Origin of the sequence: Acidovorax sp. LjRoot194, assembly GCF_964253015.1 — a bacterium.
In the GTDB taxonomy this organism is placed as follows: Bacteria; Pseudomonadota; Gammaproteobacteria; order Burkholderiales; family Burkholderiaceae_C; genus Acidovorax.
This window is the reverse complement of sequence record NZ_CAXUQB020000001.1, coordinates 1,504,659-1,522,647: the sequence shown is the minus strand read 5'-3', so window position 1 is coordinate 1,522,647 and position 17,989 is coordinate 1,504,659. Positions and strand designations below refer to the sequence as shown.

Sequence of the window (17,989 nt, the reverse complement as noted above, 5' to 3'; positions counted from 1 at the left end):
GGCGGGCCTCACTTCGCGGTGATGCGCGTGTACTCGTTCTGGCCGTACTGCTGGCGCGTCTTCAGTTGCGCCTCCCAGCTCGCCTTGTCACCGGCCGTCCAGCCCGGCTGCGTGAAGGCGCTGCCGGTGCCGGCGTAGGGTGTGGCATCGCTGCGGATGCCGGCGCCGGTCTGCGGCTTTTCGCCGCAGGCGCTCAGGGCCGCCAGGGCCAGGGCTGCGGAGGCGACCAGCAAGGTGCGTTGCATCGTGGTCATGACTTGCCCCCTGCAGGCTGGCCGGCCTGCTGCGAGCCGTAGGCCGTGCCCCAGCCCCACACTTCGGCGCCCTTGCCGCGCTGCACCACGCGGTTGCGGAAGATGTCCGCCACCACGTCGCCATCGCCAGCCAGCAGGGCCTTGGTGGAGCACATTTCGGCGCAGGCGGGCAGCTTGCCCTCGGCCAGGCGGTTGCGGCCGTACTTGTCGAATTCGGCCTGGCTGCCATGCTCTTCGGGGCCACCGGCGCAGAAGGTGCACTTGTCCATCTTGCCGCGCACGCCGAAGGTGCCGGTGGAAGGAAACTGCGGTGCGCCAAAGGGGCAGGCATAGCTGCAGTAGCCGCAGCCGATGCACACGTCCTTGTCATGCAGCACCACGCCTTCGTCCGTGCGGTAGAAGCAGTTGACGGGGCACACGGCCATGCAGGGCGCATCGCTGCAGTGCATGCAGGCCACCGAGATGGATTTCTCGCCGGGCACGCCGTCATTGAGCGTGACCACGCGGCGGCGGTTCACGCCCCACGGCACCTCGTGCTCGTTCTTGCAGGCCGTGACGCAGCCGTTGCATTCGATGCAGCGCTCTGAGTCGCAGATGAATTTCATTCGTGCCATGGGTAGGTCTCCTTGCGCGGCGCGATCAGGCGCGTTCCACGTTGCAGATCGTGGTCTTGGTTTCTTGCATCATGGTCACGCTGTCGTAGCCATAGGTGGTGGCGGTGTTCACCGCTTCGCCGCGCACGATGGGCGCTGCGCCCTTGGGGTAGTACGCCAGCATGTCCGCGCCTTGCCAGCGCCCCGAGAAGTGGAACGGCATCCACACCGTGTCGGGTGCCACGCGCTCGGTGACCAGCGCCTGCACGTTCAGGCGTGCGCCGGTGGGCGAGCTCAGCCACACGCGCTCGCCGTTGCGGATGCCGCGGTCGGCCGCCGTCTTCGGGTTGATCTCGACGAACGACTCCTGCTGCAGCTCGGCCAGCCAGGGGTTGGAGCGGGTTTCCTCGCCGCCGCCTTCGTACTCGACCAGGCGGCCCGAGCTCAGGATGAGCGGGAACTTCTCGTGCACCTTGTCGGCGATGTTCTTGTCCTGCACGCTCTTGTACAGCGTGGGCATGCGCCAGAAGGCCTTCTTGTCGTCGTGCGTGGGGTACTTGGCCATCAGCTCGGGCTTGGTGCCGTACAGCGGCTCGCGGTGCTGCGGTATCGCATCCGGGAAGTTCCACACCACGGCACGCGCCTTGGCGTTGCCGAACGGGTGGCAGCCGTGCTTCATGGCCACGCGGATGATCGCGCCGGTGGGATCGGTCTTCCAGTTCTTGCCTTCGGCCTTGGCCTTTTCGGCGTCCGACAGGTCGTCCCACCAGCCGAGCTTCTTGAGCAGCACGTGGTCGAACTCGGGGTAGCCGGTGGTGATCTCGCTGCCCAGCGAGAACGATCCGTCCTCAGCCAGCAGGTTCACGCCGTCCTTTTCCACGCCGAAGTTGGCGCGGAAGTTGCCGCCGCCGTCCATCACATGCTTGGAGGTGTCGTACAGGTTGGACGAGCCGGGGTGCTTGAGCTCGGGCGTGCCGTAGCAGGGCCAGGGCAGGCCGAAGTAGTCGCCGGTGAAGTCGTAGCCCGTGTCCTTGTCCTTGCCGCCCTTGGCCTTGAGGGTCTTCACGTCGAACAGGTGCATGTTCTTCATGTGCGCCTTCAGCCGCTCGGGGCTCTGGCCGGTGTAGCCGATGGTCCACACGCTCTTGTTGATCTCGCGCAGGATGTCCTCGGGCACGGGCTCGTCCATGCCCTTGACCTTCTGCATCTTGTAGTTCTTGGACAGCTCGGCGGCAAAGCCCAGCTTCTCGGCGAACTGGTGCATGATCATGTGGTCCGAGCGGCTCTCCCACAGGGGCTCGATGACCTTCTCGCGCCACTGCAGCGACCGGTTGGACGCGGTGCACGAGCCGCTGGTCTCGAACTGCGTGGCCGCGGGCAGCAGGTACACCGCGCGGTTGGCGTTCAAATCTTCGGCCTTGCCGGGCATGGCGGCCATGGCGGCGGTGGCCGAGGGGTACGGGTCCACCACCACCAGCAAATCCAGCTTGTCCATCGCGCGTTTCATTTCCAGACCGCGCGTCTGCGAGTTGGGCGCATGGCCCCAGAAGAACACGCCGCGCAGGTTGGAGTCCTGGTCGATGAGCTCGTTCTTCTCCAGCACGCCGTCGATCCAGCGCGACACGGTGATGCCGCTCTTGGTCATCATCGCGGGCGATGCGTACTTGGCCTTGATCCACTCGTAGTCCACGCCCCACACGGCCGCGAAGTGCTTCCACGAGCCTTCGGCCAGGCCGTAGTAGCCGGGCAGCGAATCGGGGTTGGGGCCCACGTCGGTGGCGCCCTGCACGTTGTCGTGGCCGCGGAAGATGTTGGTGCCGCCGCCCGTCTTGCCCACGTTGCCCAGCGCCAGCTGCAGGATGCACGATGCCCGCACGATGGCGTTGCCGATGGTGTGCTGCGTCTGGCCCATGCACCACACCACGGTGCCGGGGCGGTGGGCGTTGAGCATGCTCGCCACCTTGAAGACCTGCGCCTCCTTCACGCCGCAGGCCTCTTCCACCTTGTCGGGCGTCCACTTGGCGAGGATCTCCTCGCGCACCTTGTCCATGCCGTAGACGCGGTCGTTGATGTACTGCTTGTCTTCCCAGCCGTTCTTGAAGATGTGGTACAGCAGGCCGAAGAGGAAGGGAATGTCGGTACCAGAGCGGATGCGCACGTACTCGTCGGCCTTGGCCGCCGTGCGGGTGAAGCGCGGGTCCACCACGATCATCTTGCAGCCGGTTTCCTTGGCGTGCAGCATGTGCAGCATGCTCACGGGGTGGGCCTCTGCCGCGTTGGAGCCGATGTACATCGCGACCTTGCTGTTTTGCATGTCGTTGTACGAATTGGTCATGGCCCCATAACCCCAGGTGTTGGCCACGCCGGCCACCGTGGTGGAGTGGCAGATGCGCGCCTGGTGGTCGCAGTTGTTGGTGCCCCAGAAGCTCACGAACTTGCGCAGCAAGTAAGCCTGCTCGTTGTTGTGCTTGGACGAGCCGACGAAGTACACGCTGTCAGGGCCGCTGGCCTTGCGCAGCTCCTGCATCTTGGCGGTGATCTCGTTGAGCGCGGTGTCCCAGCTGATGCGCTCGTACTTGCCGTTCACGAGCTTCATGGGGTAGCGCAGGCGGTACTCGCCGTGGCCGTGCTCGCGCAGCGCAGCGCCCTTGGCACAGTGCGCGCCCAGGTTGATGGGCGAGTCGAACACCGGCTCCTGGCGCACCCACACGCCGTTCTCGACCACGGCATCGACCGCACAGCCCACCGAGCAGTGGGTGCACACGGTGCGGCGCACTTCGATCTTGCTGTCGCCCAGGCCCACCTTGGCGCCTTCGGCGGCGTTGGACTTCTTGACCAGCGTGAGCTGCGACGCGGCAATGCCGACGCCGACGCCCAGGCCGGAGCGCCGCAGGAACGCGCGCCGGTCCATGGTGGGCAGGGCCTGCGACAAACCGCGGCGCAGGCTGTGAACAAAAGGAGAGGCAGGCGCGGCGCCCGGCGCGGCGTGCGGCGACTTCTTGGTGAGCAACATGGGGCGCCCCGGTCAGAGTTGGGTGGTCTTGTAGTACTGCTTCACATGGGCGGAAAGGTGGTACCCGCCGCCCTTCTCCGGTGCCACGCGGGGGGGCTCGGACACGGCCGCTTCGGGAGACGTCGCCAGCTGCGGAAGGGCCACCACGGCAGCCGCTGCGGCGCCGACGGTGGCGGCGCCGGCAAAGAAGCTGCGGCGCGAAGGTGGGGTTTGGCTGTTCTGCATGCTTGTCTCCAGAATGGCTGCAGCTATGAAATGCTGTTCATACAGTCTATGTCACTAGGTGCAACACCGCAATCGCGGTGAATACCACCCACCAACTTACTCATCTTTTATAGCGCTGCGCGCAGATGGTGTAAGCGCCGGACGGCTCAATCGAGCATGTCGAAGCCCTGCGCCTCCACACTGACGAAGGCGCGCGTGAAATGTGCTGTTGCAGCATAGAACCGTGCTTGCGGATGCGCCGCCAGCGCATCGCACAGTGACCCGACCCACGGCTGCAAGTGCGTGGCAAAAAAGTCGCGCTGCGACGCCAGGTTGCACACGGCCACGTCGTCGCCGGCAATCAGGTAGCGCATGACCTCGCACAGGTAGGCGATGTGGTCTTCGGTCTCGGGCATCGCCGCCTCGTCACGCGCCAGGCCCAGGCGGGCCAGTTCGGTGCGCAGGCGGGCCAGGGGCTTTTCGTTCAAGAAGCCGCTCACGTAGTGCGATGCGTACAGGTAGACCTCGGGCTTGCCCACGCCGCCGAACAGGCGGTCGAACTCCAGAGCAATGGCTGCATCGTCCAGCGCACGTGCTGCGCCCACCAGCTGCTGCCAGGACTCCTGTAGAAAGCCGCCAGCGGCCGGTGCCTCGGTCACCGCCACGCGCAGGGCGGACAGCAGCTCCGGGCCCGGCGCTGCGTAGTACAGCTGCGACAGCAGGCCATAGAGCTCGGCGCGCGCGGTTTCCTCGTCCAGCGCCGAGCTGCCGGCAGGGGTCATTGAAGGTTGGGCGCTCACAGGTCCGTCACTTTCGCTTCGCTTTGGGAGGAATACAGGTCGATCACGCGGCAGTCGCTGCACATCTTCAAGCGCTCCAGCGCCTCGCCCTGGAACATGGGGTGGCCCGAGAGCTTGCCCAGCATGGCCTCGATGGCCTTGACCGTGCCGAACGGTTTGCTGCAGCGCACGCAGGCCCAGGGCTTGGCTTCGTTGAGCACGCGCAGCTGCGCACGCTCGGGCGTGAGCAGCAGACGCGGCTGCAGGGTGATCGCGTCTTCGGGGCAGGTGGTGGCGCACAGGCCGCACTGCACGCAGTTCTTTTCGATGAAGCGCAGTTGCGGCATCTGCGGGTTGTCCTGCAGGGCGCTGGCGGGGCACGCGCTCACGCAGCTCAGGCACAGCGTGCAGCGGTCTTTGTTCACGTTGATGCTGCCCAGCGGCGAGCCCGCGGCCGGCAGCGCAATGGCGTCGGGCCGCACCGTGGCCGGGGCTGGCGCGTATTCGATGAGATGGTCCAGCGCCATCTCCAACGTGCTGCGCTTTTCCTGCGCCACCGCAAACCGTGCGGGCACGGCGGGCGTGGCCTGGCGGGTCTGCCCCAGGGCCTGCAGCGCGGCGTCCAGCGCCGTGGGATGCGTGGCCCGCACCAGTTGCAGGTGACTGCCCGTGTAGCCCAGCCCGCGCAGGATGGCCTGCGCCACATCCATCTGCGCCTGCAGGCCTTCGAGGTACTGCGGGGCTTCTTCATCGGTCACCAGCACCGTCACCTGCGATGCGCCGTAGGCGATGGCGCTCAGCCACAGGTCCACGCCCAGGCTGGCCGTGTGCCACACCGCCACCGGAATCACCCGCGCCGGCACGCCGTGCGCCACCTTGAGCTGCGCCGCGCGGCCCAGTTCCTCCACCAGCGCCTGGCCGCGCTCCTGGCTGTGCAGCAGCACCACGGCGTCTTTGCCACCGGCTGCGGCATAGGTGGACAGCAGCGTCTTGAGCTTCAGGCCCTGGTCCGTGGCACTGGGGTAGGCATAGGTCAACGCGCCCGTGGGGCACACCGTGGTGCAGGCACCGCAGCCCACGCAGAGGTTCGGGTTCACCTTGATTTGCTGGCGGCTCTTGTCACTCGCAATGGCCTCGGCCGAGCAGATGTCCACGCAGGCGTTGCAGCCCACGGTTTCATTGCGGCTGTGGGCGCACAGCTTTTGTTTGTAGACAAAGAACTTGGGCTTTTCAAACTCGCCCACCAGCTCGCGCAGGCGCAGCAGCGTGGCGATGTCGCGGCCATCCCAGCGAAAGTACCCCTGCGGCAACGCGTGCTGCACAAAGGTGGGCGTGGCTGTAGCGGCGCGCAGGTCGAGCACCAGGTCGAAGCGCTCGGTGTGCGGGGCCGCCTCGCGGCTGAAGTCGATGGCGCCCGCCACCTGGCAGACCTTCACGCACGCGCGGTGCGACTGGCAGGCGGTCAGGTCGACTTGGTAGTCGAGGCCGATGGCATCTTCGGGGCACGCAGCCACGCAGGCGTTGCAGCGGGTGCACAGGTCCAGGTCGATGGGGTTGTCGGCCGACCATTGCAGATCGAACGCGCCCAGCCAGCCCGTGAGGCCCGTGATACGCCCGCCCAGCACCGGAAAGCGCCGTGCCTGCGCGCCCCCCGCAGCGCCCGGGCCCTGGGTGAACACCGTCACCTCCAGCACATCGGACACCATGGCCGCAGCGCGTTCGGCCACATCGAGCGCGCCGATGATCAAGAGGCGACCGGTGCTCTTGAAGGTGACCGTGGGCACCGGTTCGGGCTCGGGCAACTGCGCCGCAGCCAGCAGCGCCGCGATCTTGGGGGTGGCGCGGTCCGCATCGCGGCTCCAGCCGCCGGTCTCGCGGATGTTGACGAAGCGGATGGGGGAGATGGCGCCCTCGGTCTGCTGGCCCAGCTCGGCGAACAGGCGCTGCTCTTGCGTGCAGGCCACCACCACGTCCTGGCCGGTCTTGATGGCCTGCTGGAAAGCGCCGGCTTCGCGCCGGCACAGCGTGGAGTGAAGGGTCAGGCCCTGGTCGTCATGCAGTGCCGCGCCCAACGCTTTCGCGTCGAGTGGCATCGTCTGGTTGCAGTCGCAGATGAGCGTCGTGGTCATGGTCGGGTTGGCTGGCTGGTGCGTCGGCTGCCCCGGTGGGGGACAGCACGGGCGCGCCGGGCTCGCTGGAGGACTCGCTAGGAACAGCGGTGCATACCCCCGACTGTGCCACGCCCGCGGCCTCTTGCGCCTCCGCATCATCCCGATGCTGAGCGGGACCCGGGGGCTTTTCCGCATCGCCCTCCGCATCCGGCAAGGGCTTTTCATGGTCGAAGAAGCCCATGGCATGGGCGCTGGCCATCTGCCGCAGCATGCCCTCGGGCAAAGGGTCGGGCTGGGTGTAGTCGCCGATATAGATATCCAGGCCGTCCATCACGTTGAAGTGCGGGTCGGTAAACAGCTTCTTCATCGCCAGGTTGCGCACATCGGGCGAGACCGCGCGCTGCACGAAGGGCTTGAAGTCAGACTCGGGCGTGAGGGCTTGGGCATCGGCCAGCGTGGGCGCGGGGGGCTGCTGCGGGGTCGCTGGTTCGGTCGGTGCCTGGGGTACGCCAGCCGGTGCCTTCGCGCCAGGCTCGGCCTGCGCCGCAGCCGGCGGCGGCGCTTGCGGTGCGGGCTCCTCCACGGGCTTGCCCGCCGCCACATCCTGCTTGCGGCGCGACCAACGCGTGAGGAAGCCGTCAGCCACCGTGACCCCCACCGCCACGGCGCTTGTCGGTGGACACGGAGGCAGGGTTGCCGAAGCGGTCGGTCAGCGGCTGGAAGCTGTCGGGCCTGCGTCGGCGCTTGGGCTCGGGCACGTAGTGCTCGTCCACGAAGGCCTGCAGCGCCTGCAGCACGGCGGGCGGTGCGGGCACCTGCTCGACCGCCTCCTGCGCATCGAGCCAGCGGCCGGCGTCGTGGTAGCTCAGGCTCACCGCCACCGGGCGTGCCAGCCGGCCTTCCTCGGCGCCGCTTTCGTCCATGCGCCACAGCACGAACCAGCACGGTGCCGGGCTGGTAAGGTTCAGGTGGTAGCCCTCGCCGTCGTCCTTGAAAAGTTCGACGGCAAAGCCCGGGAACAGCCAGCGGGTTTCGTCCGCATCTTCGCGCAGCAGGCGCGGCACATCGCCAAAGGCCGCTTCGCCGGGCACCACGTCGTCCAGCGTCCAGCGCCAGGGCTGCCAGCGGTTGTCCAGGCGCTCACGGCGCATGATGACGGCGACTTCGAGGGTGGGGCGCAAAGACATGGCCCGACTGTACTGCCAGCCCGCAGACACGGCGAGCAATGCCCCTGCGTTTCAGCCCCCGGGGGAGGCGTGCGAGGCCTGCGCTCCCGGTGCATACAGCACCGCGCGCGGCGCGCGGCACAGCCCCCACAGGCGCAGCCCGGCCAGCTCGGCCACCTGCACGCCGGTCGCGGTGGGGGCCGAGATGGTGGCCAGCGCCGCCAGTCCCACGCGCGCGCACTTGCGCACCAGTTCGTGGCTGCCCCGGCTGCTGAGCACCACGAAGCCCGGCTCCGCAAGCCGCCCGCTGCGCGCCAGCCAGCCGATGAGCTTGTCCAGCGCGTTGTGCCGGCCCACGTCTTCGCAGACACGGGCCAGCTGCCCGTCCAGCGTGGCCCAGCCGGCAGCATGCAGCGAGCCCGAATGCGCGTTGTGCGGCTGCTGCGCCTTCAACCCGGCAAAGGCCGTGAGCACCGTGTGCAGATCCACGCGCTCCACCCAGTCGCGGGCGGGCAGCCGCGCGGGCTCCAGGTCCAGGGCGGCAAAGCTTTCCACGCCGCAGACGCCGCAGCCCGTGCGCCCTGCCATGCTGCGGCGCCGCTGCTTGAGGCGCTCGAAACTGCGCGCAGATATCTCCATGTGCACCTCGACCCCTGGCACGCCCGCCGGCAGGTGCGCGGCGCTCTGGTCGGCCAAGCGCAGCGCGGTGCTGCGGCCGTCGTGCGCGTGGTCGAGGATGCCTTCGCTGAGCGCAAAGCCCAGTGCGAAGTCGTCGAGTTGCTCGGGCGTGGCCATCATGACCGCGTGCGATACGCCGTTGAACACCAGCGCCACCGGAATCTCCTCGGCCAGCGTGTCCAGGCGCAGCGTGCCTTCGCCGGGCGCACCCGCCTCGCCATACACCCGCACCGGGCGCGAGGCCAGGGCATGCAGGCCCCGGGCCAGGGCCTCCTCGTCGGCGTCCTCCTCGTTGTTGTCGCCGTGCACCGCAAGCCCCTGCATCGCCTGTCCGTTCATGGTGCATCTCCGGCCACCGCCAGCTCACGGGCCACGGCCCGGCCCTCGTCGGTCAGGAAGGCCACCCAGCGCTCGCCGACCCGGTCCACACGCACCCACCCGGGGCCGCGCTGCCCGCCCACGGGCGCATCGCTCATGAGGCTCAGCTCGCGCAGCAGTACGCTCGCGCCCTGGCCCAGGCGCTTGCCCAGGCGGGGCAGCGACATGCCAGAGGGTGCGTCGGCACCGCCGTGCGAATCCTCCTCCAGCGCCCGCAGGATGGAGGCTGCCAGGGTATCGTGTGCGGCCGTCATGGCAGGGCCGGCGCGCTCATGGGGCAACGGCCTGCGCACCGGCCTCGTCCACCGCCACGGCACCACCGGCGGGCTTGTGCGGCACCAGCAGCACGGGGATGGACTTGGAGGTGGGCGTGCCCGCCGCGTCCGCCACTGCGGACAGCGGCACCAGGGGGTTGGTCTCGGGGTAGTAGGCCGCGAGGTTGCCGCGCGGGATGTCGTAGGCCACCAGCTTGAAGCGGTCGGCCCGGCGCTCCTGGCCGTCGCTCCACACGGTCTGGATGTCGACCCAGTCGCCGTCCTGCATGCCCAGCGCGCGGATGTCCTTGTCGTTGATGAATACCACGCGGCGCTGGCCGTAGACGCCGCGGTAGCGGTCGTCCATGCCGTAGATGGTGGTGTTGTACTGGTCGTGCGAGCGCGTGGTCAGCAGCGTGAAGACCACCGCATCCTTGTAGCGTTCGCGCGCGATGTGCGTGGGCGTATCGCGCGGCACGGCATGGGCATGGAAGCTGGCCTTGCCCGATGCCGTGGCCCACACGCGCTCGCTGGCCGTGTTGCGCAGGCGGAACCCGCCGGGCACGGCCACGCGCTGGTTGAAGTCCTTGAAGTCGGGGAACACCTTTTCGATCTGGTCTCGGATGCGCGCATAGTCTTCCACCAGCCACAGCCAGGGCACGTTGCTGCGCGCGCCCAGCGTGGCGGCGGCAAGCCGCGCGACGATGGCGGGCTCTGACAGCAGGTGCTCGGACGCGGGCGGGTTGATGCCCACCGAGATGTGCACCATGCTCATCGAGTCTTCCACCGTCACGCCCTGCGGGCCGGTGGCCTGCATGTCGATCTCGGTGCGGCCCAGGCATGGCAGGATCAGCGCCTCCTTGCCATGCACGATGTGGCTGCGGTTGAGCTTGGTGGTCACGTGCACCGTGAGGTCGCAGCGCTGCAGGGCCTTCCAGGTCTCGTAGGTGTCCGGCGTGGCGGATGCGAAGTTGCCGCCCAGGGCGAAGAACACCTTGCCCTTGCCGTCCAGCATCTGGCGGATGGCCTCCACCGTGTCCACGCCGTTCTCGCGCGGCGGCTCGAAGCCGAACACGTCGCGCAGCTTGTCCAGCAAGGCGGCCGGGGGCTTTTCCCAGATGCCCATGGTGCGGTCGCCCTGCACGTTGCTGTGGCCGCGCACCGGGCACGGGCCCGCGCCCTCGCGGCCGATGTTGCCGCGCATCATGAGCAGGCTGACGATGGCCTGGATGGTGGCCACCGCGTACTTGTGCTGCGTGATGCCCATGCCCCAGCAGGCGATCACGCTCTTGGCGCCGATGTAGATGTCGGCCGCGGAGCGCATCTGCGCCTCGGTCAGGCCCGACTCCTGCTCCAGCAGTTCCCAGCATTCGGTGCGCAGGTCGTCCGCCATGGCTGCAAAGCCGGTGGTGTGCTCGGCGATGAAGGCGTGGTCGAGCACGCCGCCGCGTGCGTCCTCCTGCTCCAGCACATGCTTCATCATGCCCTTGACCGCCGGCAGGTCGCCGCCCACGCGCAGCTGGAAGTAGTGGGTGCTGATGGGCGTGGAGCCCATCGTGGCCATCTCCAGCTTGTCCTGCGGGTCGGCAAAGCGCTCCAGCCCGCGCTCGCGCAGGGGGTTGAAGCTCACGATGCGCGCGCCGCGCTTGTGCGCCTCGCGCAGCTCGCCGAGCATGCGCGGGTGGTTGGTGCCGGGGTTCTGGCCGAAGATGAAGATCGCGTCGGCGCACTCGAAGTCGTGCAGGGTCACCGTGCCCTTGCCCACGCCGATCTGCGGGCGCATGCCGCTGCCGCTGGGCTCGTGGCACATGTTCGAGCAGTCGGGAAAGTTGTTGGTGCCGAACTGGCGCACGAACAGCTGGTACAGGAAGGCGGCCTCGTTGCTGGCCCGGCCCGAGGTATAGAAGATGGCCTGGTTGGGGTCGGGCAGCGCGTTCAGGTGGCGCGCGATCAGCGTGAACGCATCGTCCCAGGAGATCGGGCGGTACTGGTCGCTGGGCGCGTGGTAGGCCATGGGCTGCGTGAGCCGGCCCTGGTCTTCGAGCCAGAAATCGCTCTGCTCGGCCAGCTCGGCCACGGTGTACTGGGCGAACAGGCCGGGTCCGGCGCGGCGGGCGGTGGCCTCGGCCGCGACGGCCTTGACGCCGTTCTCGCAGAATTCGAAGGTGGACGCATGGTTGCGGTCGGGCCAGGCGCAGCCCGGGCAGTCGAAGCCGTCGGGCTGGTTGGCCGAGAGCAGCGTCTTGGCGCCCTTCAACGGAATGTCCTGGCGCAGCAGCGCGTTCTTGACGCTGTTGAGCGCGCCCCATCCGCCGGCGGGGCCTTTGTAGAACTCGATTTTTTCTTGCTTCATCATGGTCTCCTGGACGGTGCGCCACGGCTTGGACTGTGCCACGCCCGCGGCGTTCCCGGCCCCTGCCCCGCAAGGGGCGCGCACAGGGCGGCTGCGGCCCCGTGCATCAGCGAAGGCGCCATGGCGGCGGCCTGCGCCTTCGTCACTGGAAGAACTTGGCGGCGCTCACCAGCGTCTTGTAGATGCCCCAGACGAGCGGCACACCCACTGCCAGCCACGCGAAGGCCACCAGCGCAGGGCTGGTCGTGCCGCCGCTGCCGGGGCCGCCGCCCACTTCGGCCGCCACGCTCTTTTCGTGGGCCAGCTTCTTCTCGTGCGCCAGTTCCTCGTCGCTCATGAACCACTTGTCGGCCAGCGGACGCACCATCAGGTTGGCGATGAGGCCGATCACCAGCATGCCCACCAGGATGTACATGGTCTGGTTGTACACCTGTTCGCGCGGCAGGCCCAGGCCCAGTTGGTATTCGCGCATGTAGTTGACCACCACGGGGCCGAGAATGCCGGCCGTGGCCCAGGCCGTGAGCAGGCGGCCGTGGATGGCGCCCACGAACTGCGTGCCGAACAGGTCGGCCAGGTAGGCCGGCACCGTGGCGAAGCCGCCGCCGTACATCGACAGGATCACGCAGAAGGCGCCCACGAACAGGAGCTTGCTGCCCGCGCCTGCAGAGCTGGGGATGCTCGCGTACATCAGGCCGCCGAGCACGAAGAAGATCACGTAGGTCATCTTGCGGCCGAACTTGTCGGACAGGCTGGCCCAGAAGAAGCGGCCGCCGATGTTGAACAGCGACAGCAGCGCCGTGAAGCCGCCCGCCACCGCCGCAATGGCGGCCAGCTGGGCCTTGTCGAGTTCGCCGAACTTCTGCTGCACACCGATCAGGCCGCCGCCGAAGACTTCCTGCAGCATGGGCGAGGCCATGCCGATCACGCCGATGCCGGCGCTCACGTTCATGCACAGCACGACCCAGATGAGCCAGAACTGCGGGATGCCCCAGACGCGCTTCACGTGCACGTGGCGCTGGGTGATCATGGCGTTGGCCGAGGGGGGTGGCGGGGTCCAGCCGGCGGGCTTCCAGCCCGTGGGCGGCACGCGGTAGCCCAGGGCACCGGCCATCATGAACACGAAGTACACCAGCGCCATGACCACAAAGGTCTGCATCACGCCCACGTCGGTGGGGCTCGAGAAGTGCTTCATCAGGTCCACGGCCAGGGGCGAGCCGATCATCGCGCCGCCGCCAAAGCCCATGATGGCCATGCCGGTGGCCATGCCGCGCCGGTCAGGGAACCACTTGATCAGGGTGGACACGGGGGAGATGTAGCCAAGCCCCAGCCCGATACCCCCGATCACGCCCGAGCCCAGGATCATGAGCCAGAACTGGTGCAGGTGAATGCCCAGCGCCGACAGCAGCATGCCGCCGCACCAGCACACGGCCGAGACCACGCCGGCCTTGCGCGGGCCGGCACGTTCCAGCCATCCGCCCCAGATGGCGGCAGAGCAGCCCAGGAAGACGAAGAACAGGGTGTACATCCACCCCAGCGTGGCCACGCGCCAGTCGCAGCCCGATGCGAACAGCTCGGCGAAGAAGCTCATGTCCTTGGCGCAGGCCGAGCCCGTGCGGGCCGTGGAGAGAGCCTTGGACAGCGGCAGCCAGAACACCGAGAAGCCATAGGCCATGCCGATGCACAGGTGGATCGCAAGCGCTGCCGGCGGCACCAGCCACCGGTTGAAGCCGGGCGCGGCGATGATGCGCTCCTTGTCCAGGAAGCCGTGAGACGCGTGGGCCCCGGGCAAGGCGGCCGAGCCCGCTGTGGATGCGTTCATAGGTTCTCTCTCCTGTGATGTCGTGCAGGCGCTGCAGCGTGTGCACCAGTTTTTCTTGACGCAAGTCAATTGCGCGGGGCGGAGTGTCCGGACAGGAGCGCCCTAGCGTCAAATTGAATCGGCACATGCTGCGATTCAACAATTGAATGACGCGAATGGAAATTGATTGCAGATGGCTTGCAATCAGCCAAAGTCAGTCACGCTAAAGCCGACGAAACTGGCGCGGTGCCAAGCCAGTGCACCCGTGGAACTGGCTTGGCCAGGCCACGGGGTGCGTCCCCCCTTGGGGGAAGGCGCCGAAGGCGACTCAGGGGGAGTCCCTCAGCTCTCCGCAGTGCAGCGCCACATGGTCCCGCCAGGCAGGCTGGTCCAGCAGCTCGAGCGCGGCTTCGAGGGCCCGGGAAACGCGGGGCCCGCGCTGGGTCATGAAGCCGATGGGCGTGCGCACATCGGGCGCGACCAGGGGCAGGGCCTCCAGGCCGCGTTCGCTGCGCGCGGCGGCCACCATGGCGCCCGGCAGCACGCTGCAGACCTCGCCCGACAGCACGGACAGCACCAGGGTCAGCACCGAGTTGGTCTCGATGGCGGGCGGCACGGGTTCGCCCGCCTCGCGGAACGCCTCGTCGATGATGAAGCGGTTGTGCATGTCGGGGGTGAGCAGGCACAGCGGCAGCCGCGCCGCGTCCTTCCAGCGCATGGGCGCGCCGATGCACAGGCGGTCCGGGCCGGGCGTGAGGGCACGGCGCAGCAGGTAGTAGTGTTCGTTGCACTGCGGCCACGAGCGCAGGTTCACGCGCTTGGCCTGCATGCGCTCACTGTAGCCCACGGCCAGGTCCAGCGACAGGTCTTCGAGCCGCTGTTCGAGCTCCTGCGAACTCATCGACAGCACCACGGGCAGTATGCCCGGGTGCCGCGCCTGCAGCATGGCCGCAAAGCGCGAGAGGATGGGCACCGCCGTGGGCGTGGACGCCATGCGCAGGCGGCCCTGCGGCTCGGCCTCCGTGCTGCTCAGTTCCTGGCGCAGCACCTCGTTGTCGCGCAGCATGCGCTGCGCCGTGGCCAGCACGGCCTCGCCCTCGTGGGTCAGGCCCACATAGGTGCGCGCGCGCTGCACGATGACGACCCCGAACTCCTCCTCCAGCGAGCGCAGCGCGTTCGACAGCGCCGGTTGCGTGATGTGGCAGGCCTGCGCCGCCCGGCCGAAGTGCCGGTGCTCGTGCAGGGCAACCAGGTAGCGCAGGGAGGCGAGCAGGTTCATGGGCGGAGGTTTGCAGGCATTTTTTTGGCTGTAGCGCTTATGTAGAAAGCGCTAGAAGCTCACATTTCAGGAGCAATCAAGTATCTCCGGCATCGGGCATCGGGCTGTCCGCCAGTTCACGCTCGATCTGCTCGATGCTGGGAAGGCTGGTCTGCAATTCTGCGGGCAGGGACTCCAGCAACTTGTACTCGGCACTGCCCATCGGTTGCGACTTGTCTCCGAGAGCGTACTCAGCCACCACCTTGTTCTTGGTTTTGCACAGCAGCAGTCCAATCGTGGGGTTGTCGTACTCGCCCTTGACCTGGCGGTCCACTGCCGTGAGGTAGAAGCCCAATTGGCCGAGATGCTCGGGTTTGAATTTGCCCGCCTTCAATTCGATCACCACATAGCAGCGCAGCTTGAGGTGATAGAACAACAGGTCGATGAAAAACTCGTCGCCACCCACATCCAGCAGCACCTGCCTGCCCACGAAGGCAAACCCTGCGCCGAGTTCCAGCAGGAATTCAGTCACATGCTTGACCAGGGCACCTTCGATTTCGCGCTCTTGAGCCTCGTCGGACAAGCCCAGGAAGTCAAAACGGTAGGGGTCTTTCAGAGATTCTCGGGCCAAGTCCGACTGCGGCTTGGGCAAGCAGCCCTCGAAATTCGTCACCGCCTGGCCGCTGCGTTCCAGGCGACGGGTTTCGATATGGATGTTCAGCATATTGCGCGACCATCCATGCGCAATGGCACTTTGTGCATAGGCCAGCCGTTGCGCGGGATCTTTCAACTGCGACAGAAGCACCAGGTTGTGGCCCCAAGGCAATTGTCCAACAGCCTGTTGGACAATTGCCGCATCAGGCCACGCCTGCGCAAACGCGCGCATGTACATGAGGTTAGCCCGAGAAAAGCCCTTCATCTCAGGAAAGGCTGCGCGCAAGTCCTGTGCCAGCCGATCGATCACCTTCGAGCCCCAACCCTGCGCCGCCTGGCGCTGCAGGATGTCCCGGCCGATCTGCCAGTACAGCAGGACCAACTCACGGTTCACAGCGAGCGTGGCGCGCTGCTGGGAGCCGTGGATGCGCCCCTTCAACTCGGCCAGCCAATCGGCGTAGCCTGCGGGCGGGTCGATCAGGCCGACGGGCTTTTCGCTCATGGGGTCAGTCCTCTGCGCAGCCTTTTGGGGCCCTGCCGCTTGTCCATCAAGCGCCAGCAGCTATCCATTTAATAGCAAAACTCCCCTCAGGTGTTCTTGCTGATCGAGATCGTCGGAAACTTGTTCGAAAAATCCTTCGCCTGCTGGGCGATCTTCACCGCCACGTCGCGCGCCACCTTCTTGTAGATCTGGGCGATCTCGCCATCGGGGTCGGCCACCACCGTGGGCTTGCCGCTGTCGGCCTGCAGGCGGATGCTCATGTCCAGGGGCAGCGCACCCAGGTAGTCCATGTTGTAGTCGGCCGCCATCTTCTTGCCGCCATCGGCGCCGAAGATGTGCTCCACATGGCCGCAGTTGCTGCACACGTGGGCGGCCATGTTCTCGACGATGCCCAGGATAGGCACGCCCACCTTCTCGAACATCTTGATGCCCTTCTTGGCGTCGAGCAGGGCGATGTCCTGCGGGGTGGTGACGATCACCGCGCCGGTCATGGGCACGCGCTGGGACAGCGTGAGCTGGATGTCGCCGGTGCCCGGCGGCATGTCTATGATGAGGTAATCGAGGTCCTTCCAGTTGGTCTGGCGCAGCAGCTGCTCCAGCGCCTGGGTGGCCATGGGGCCGCGCCAGATCATGGCTTCGTCCTGGTCCACCAGGAAGCCGATGGACATGACCTGCACGCCATAGTTCTCCAGCGGCTCCATGGTCTTGCCGTCGTCGCTTTCGGGGCGGCGGTTGATGCCCAGCATCATGGGCTGGCTGGGGCCGTAGATGTCGGCATCCAGCACGCCCACGCTGGCGCCCTCGGCGGCCAGCGCCAGGGCCAGGTTAGCGGCCGTGGTGCTCTTGCCCACGCCGCCCTTGCCAGACGCCACGGCGATGATGTTCTTCACCTGGGGCAGCAGCTGCACGCCGCGCTGCACGGCATGGGCGATGACTTTGGTGGTGATGTTGACCGAGACGTTCTCGACGCCCGTCACGCCCTTGGCGGCGGCCACCAGGCTGCGGCGCAGCTCGGGCACCAGGCTCTTGGCGGGGTAGCCCAGTTCCACGTCGAACGCGATGTCGCCACCGGTGATCTGCACGTTGCGCACGGCGCGGGTGCTGACGAAATCCTTGCCCGTGTGGGGGTCCAGAACGCTGGAAAGAGCGGCCAAGAGGCCCTGTTCGGTGACTGCCATTCAATTAACTCCTGTGGGTCCGCTAGTCTATTCCGAAGGACGGTGCCCCTTCGGCTGAAGGACAATGCGCGCCTGTCGCGTCCCTGGCGCATCCGAACCCACCGAGAAGAAGAGAAGGTTTCCCCGTGAAATTCAAGATGGCCGAAAAGTCCCTGTTTGCCATGCTGCTGCGCTCGCCCTGGTGGGTCAGCTTCCTGGTGGTCGGCCTGATCGTGATGGCAGCGGGCGCGCTGCTGCCCAAGGAATACTTCGTGGCGGGCGCCCTGGCCAGCTTTCCCATCCTGGTGGTGGGCTGCATCGCGGCCTGGAAGCAGTTGCGCGCCCCCAACCCCGCCCGGGTGGCCGAGATGCTGGACGCCGTGGCCAGCATGCCCTGGCGCAGCTTTGCCGACACGCTGGCCGCCGCCTGGACGCGCGCGGGCTACGCGGTCGAGCGCCTGCCCGCCAACGGCGCGGCCGACCTGTGCCTGACCCAGGACGGGCGCACGACGCTGGTCAGCGCCCGCCGCTGGAAGGCCGCCACCCACGGCGTGGAGCCGCTGCGCGAGCTGCACGCGGCGATTCAGGCCCGGGGCTCGTCGGGCGGCATCTACGTGGCCACGCACGGGCAGCTGAGTGACAACGCACGCCTGTTCGCCCGCGACCACGGCATTGCCGTGCTGCAGGGCGATGCCGTGGCGGTGCTGCTGCTGAGCCAGCGCTGACCCGACCTGCCGCTGCGTCCCGGCCCGCGGCATCTCGGTGATGCCGCCACCGCCAGGCGCGCCACCCGCCGCCCGCCATGCGGGTTTTCCCAGATGGGGCCAGCGGTAGAGC

General features: G+C 67.5%; 16 protein-coding genes. 1 reads left to right on the top strand and 15 read right to left on the bottom strand.

The annotated features are described in order from the left end of the window. Positions 1 to 8: 8 nt before the first annotated feature. The 15 genes from ACSQ3N_RS07015 to apbC form a co-directional block, all read right to left on the bottom strand. Complete coding sequence (locus ACSQ3N_RS07015) at positions 9 to 254, bottom strand: hypothetical protein (RefSeq protein WP_436145934.1); 246 nt, start codon at positions 252 to 254, stop codon at positions 9 to 11. Continuing rightward, on the bottom strand, positions 251 to 868 hold the full coding sequence (fdh3B, locus tag ACSQ3N_RS07010; RefSeq protein WP_056161698.1) for a formate dehydrogenase FDH3 subunit beta: 618 nt from the start codon (positions 866 to 868) through the stop codon (positions 251 to 253). The genes ACSQ3N_RS07015 and fdh3B overlap by 4 nt, the downstream gene beginning before the upstream one ends. Positions 869 to 893: 25 nt before the next feature. Further along, positions 894 to 3,860 carry a formate dehydrogenase subunit alpha gene (locus ACSQ3N_RS07005; RefSeq protein ID WP_436145933.1) on the bottom strand — a complete coding sequence of 989 codons (2,967 nt, stop codon included), beginning with the start codon at positions 3,858 to 3,860 and terminating at the stop codon, positions 894 to 896. A 12-nt stretch (positions 3,861 to 3,872) separates the two neighbouring features. Continuing rightward, a complete protein-coding gene (locus tag ACSQ3N_RS07000) occupies positions 3,873 to 4,085 on the bottom strand; it encodes a hypothetical protein (RefSeq protein ID WP_056161694.1) in 213 nt (70 codons plus the stop codon). Between the two features lie 146 nt (positions 4,086 to 4,231). Continuing rightward, entirely contained in the window at positions 4,232 to 4,846 is a 615-nt protein-coding gene (locus ACSQ3N_RS06995) for a TorD/DmsD family molecular chaperone (protein ID WP_436145932.1), read from the bottom strand. Between the two features lie 14 nt (positions 4,847 to 4,860). Then, the gene (locus ACSQ3N_RS06990; RefSeq protein ID WP_056161689.1) at positions 4,861 to 6,936 is read right to left on the bottom strand and encodes a 4Fe-4S binding protein; all 2,076 of its coding nucleotides are present in this window, start codon (positions 6,934 to 6,936) and stop codon (positions 4,861 to 4,863) included. Beyond that, entirely contained in the window at positions 6,896 to 7,600 is a 705-nt protein-coding gene (locus ACSQ3N_RS06985; RefSeq protein ID WP_056162531.1) for a DUF3306 domain-containing protein, read from the bottom strand. Before ACSQ3N_RS06985 ends, ACSQ3N_RS06990 begins: the two co-directional genes overlap by 41 nt. Continuing rightward, entirely contained in the window at positions 7,593 to 8,141 is a 549-nt protein-coding gene (locus ACSQ3N_RS06980; RefSeq protein ID WP_056161688.1) for a DUF3305 domain-containing protein, read from the bottom strand. Before ACSQ3N_RS06980 ends, ACSQ3N_RS06985 begins: the two co-directional genes overlap by 8 nt. 51 nt (positions 8,142 to 8,192) lie before the next feature. Beyond that, positions 8,193 to 9,122, bottom strand: coding sequence for a formate dehydrogenase accessory sulfurtransferase FdhD (fdhD, locus tag ACSQ3N_RS06975; RefSeq protein ID WP_056161686.1), 930 nt, complete (start codon positions 9,120 to 9,122; stop codon positions 8,193 to 8,195). Between the two features lie 11 nt (positions 9,123 to 9,133). Further along, on the bottom strand, positions 9,134 to 9,430 hold the full coding sequence (locus ACSQ3N_RS06970; protein WP_056161684.1) for a hypothetical protein: 297 nt from the start codon (positions 9,428 to 9,430) through the stop codon (positions 9,134 to 9,136). Between the two features lie 16 nt (positions 9,431 to 9,446). Further along, positions 9,447 to 11,783, bottom strand: coding sequence for an FdhF/YdeP family oxidoreductase (locus ACSQ3N_RS06965; RefSeq protein WP_056162527.1), 2,337 nt, complete (start codon positions 11,781 to 11,783; stop codon positions 9,447 to 9,449). Positions 11,784 to 11,925: 142 nt separating this feature from the next. Next, positions 11,926 to 13,602 (bottom strand): OFA family MFS transporter, encoded by a 1,677-nt coding sequence (locus ACSQ3N_RS06960; RefSeq protein WP_436145931.1) that lies wholly within the window; start codon positions 13,600 to 13,602, stop codon positions 11,926 to 11,928. Positions 13,603 to 13,909: 307 nt separating this feature from the next. Continuing rightward, positions 13,910 to 14,860, bottom strand: coding sequence for a LysR family transcriptional regulator (locus ACSQ3N_RS06955; protein WP_056161679.1), 951 nt, complete (start codon positions 14,858 to 14,860; stop codon positions 13,910 to 13,912). 76 nt (positions 14,861 to 14,936) lie between these two features. Further along, the gene (locus ACSQ3N_RS06950) at positions 14,937 to 15,995 is read right to left on the bottom strand and encodes a PDDEXK nuclease domain-containing protein (RefSeq protein WP_056161678.1); all 1,059 of its coding nucleotides are present in this window, start codon (positions 15,993 to 15,995) and stop codon (positions 14,937 to 14,939) included. A gap of 86 nt (positions 15,996 to 16,081) precedes the next feature. Further along, a complete protein-coding gene (apbC, locus tag ACSQ3N_RS06945; RefSeq protein WP_436145930.1) occupies positions 16,082 to 17,173 on the bottom strand; it encodes an iron-sulfur cluster carrier protein ApbC in 1,092 nt (363 codons plus the stop codon). 137 nt (positions 17,174 to 17,310) lie between these two features. On the opposite strand from apbC, the gene ACSQ3N_RS06940 reads away from it, so the two are divergent. Next, positions 17,311 to 17,877, top strand: coding sequence for a restriction endonuclease (locus tag ACSQ3N_RS06940; RefSeq protein ID WP_436147929.1), 567 nt, complete (start codon positions 17,311 to 17,313; stop codon positions 17,875 to 17,877). Positions 17,878 to 17,989 lie beyond the last annotated feature (112 nt).

What these genes read in the sequence shown, in the direction of transcription:
- ACSQ3N_RS06955 (WP_056161679.1), bottom strand. Translation starts at nt 14,860, where the DNA reads ATGAACCTGCTCGCCTCCCTGCGCTACCTGGTTGCCCTGCACGAGCAC.
- ACSQ3N_RS06980 (WP_056161688.1), bottom strand. Translation starts at nt 8,141, where the DNA reads ATGTCTTTGCGCCCCACCCTCGAAGTCGCCGTCATCATGCGCCGTGAG.
- ACSQ3N_RS07005 (WP_436145933.1), bottom strand. Translation starts at nt 3,860, where the DNA reads ATGTTGCTCACCAAGAAGTCGCCGCACGCCGCGCCGGGCGCCGCGCCT.
- ACSQ3N_RS07000 (WP_056161694.1), bottom strand. Translation starts at nt 4,085, where the DNA reads ATGCAGAACAGCCAAACCCCACCTTCGCGCCGCAGCTTCTTTGCCGGC.
- apbC (WP_436145930.1), bottom strand. Translation starts at nt 17,173, where the DNA reads ATGGCAGTCACCGAACAGGGCCTCTTGGCCGCTCTTTCCAGCGTTCTG.
- ACSQ3N_RS06960 (WP_436145931.1), bottom strand. Translation starts at nt 13,602, where the DNA reads ATGAACGCATCCACAGCGGGCTCGGCCGCCTTGCCCGGGGCCCACGCG.
- ACSQ3N_RS06995 (WP_436145932.1), bottom strand. Translation starts at nt 4,846, where the DNA reads ATGACCCCTGCCGGCAGCTCGGCGCTGGACGAGGAAACCGCGCGCGCC.
- ACSQ3N_RS06940 (WP_436147929.1), top strand. Translation starts at nt 17,311, where the DNA reads ATGGCCGAAAAGTCCCTGTTTGCCATGCTGCTGCGCTCGCCCTGGTGG.
- ACSQ3N_RS06970 (WP_056161684.1), bottom strand. Translation starts at nt 9,430, where the DNA reads ATGACGGCCGCACACGATACCCTGGCAGCCTCCATCCTGCGGGCGCTG.
- fdhD (WP_056161686.1), bottom strand. Translation starts at nt 9,122, where the DNA reads ATGCAGGGGCTTGCGGTGCACGGCGACAACAACGAGGAGGACGCCGAC.
- fdh3B (WP_056161698.1), bottom strand. Translation starts at nt 868, where the DNA reads ATGGCACGAATGAAATTCATCTGCGACTCAGAGCGCTGCATCGAATGC.
- ACSQ3N_RS07015 (WP_436145934.1), bottom strand. Translation starts at nt 254, where the DNA reads ATGACCACGATGCAACGCACCTTGCTGGTCGCCTCCGCAGCCCTGGCC.
- ACSQ3N_RS06950 (WP_056161678.1), bottom strand. Translation starts at nt 15,995, where the DNA reads ATGAGCGAAAAGCCCGTCGGCCTGATCGACCCGCCCGCAGGCTACGCC.
- ACSQ3N_RS06965 (WP_056162527.1), bottom strand. Translation starts at nt 11,783, where the DNA reads ATGAAGCAAGAAAAAATCGAGTTCTACAAAGGCCCCGCCGGCGGATGG.
- ACSQ3N_RS06990 (WP_056161689.1), bottom strand. Translation starts at nt 6,936, where the DNA reads ATGCCACTCGACGCGAAAGCGTTGGGCGCGGCACTGCATGACGACCAG.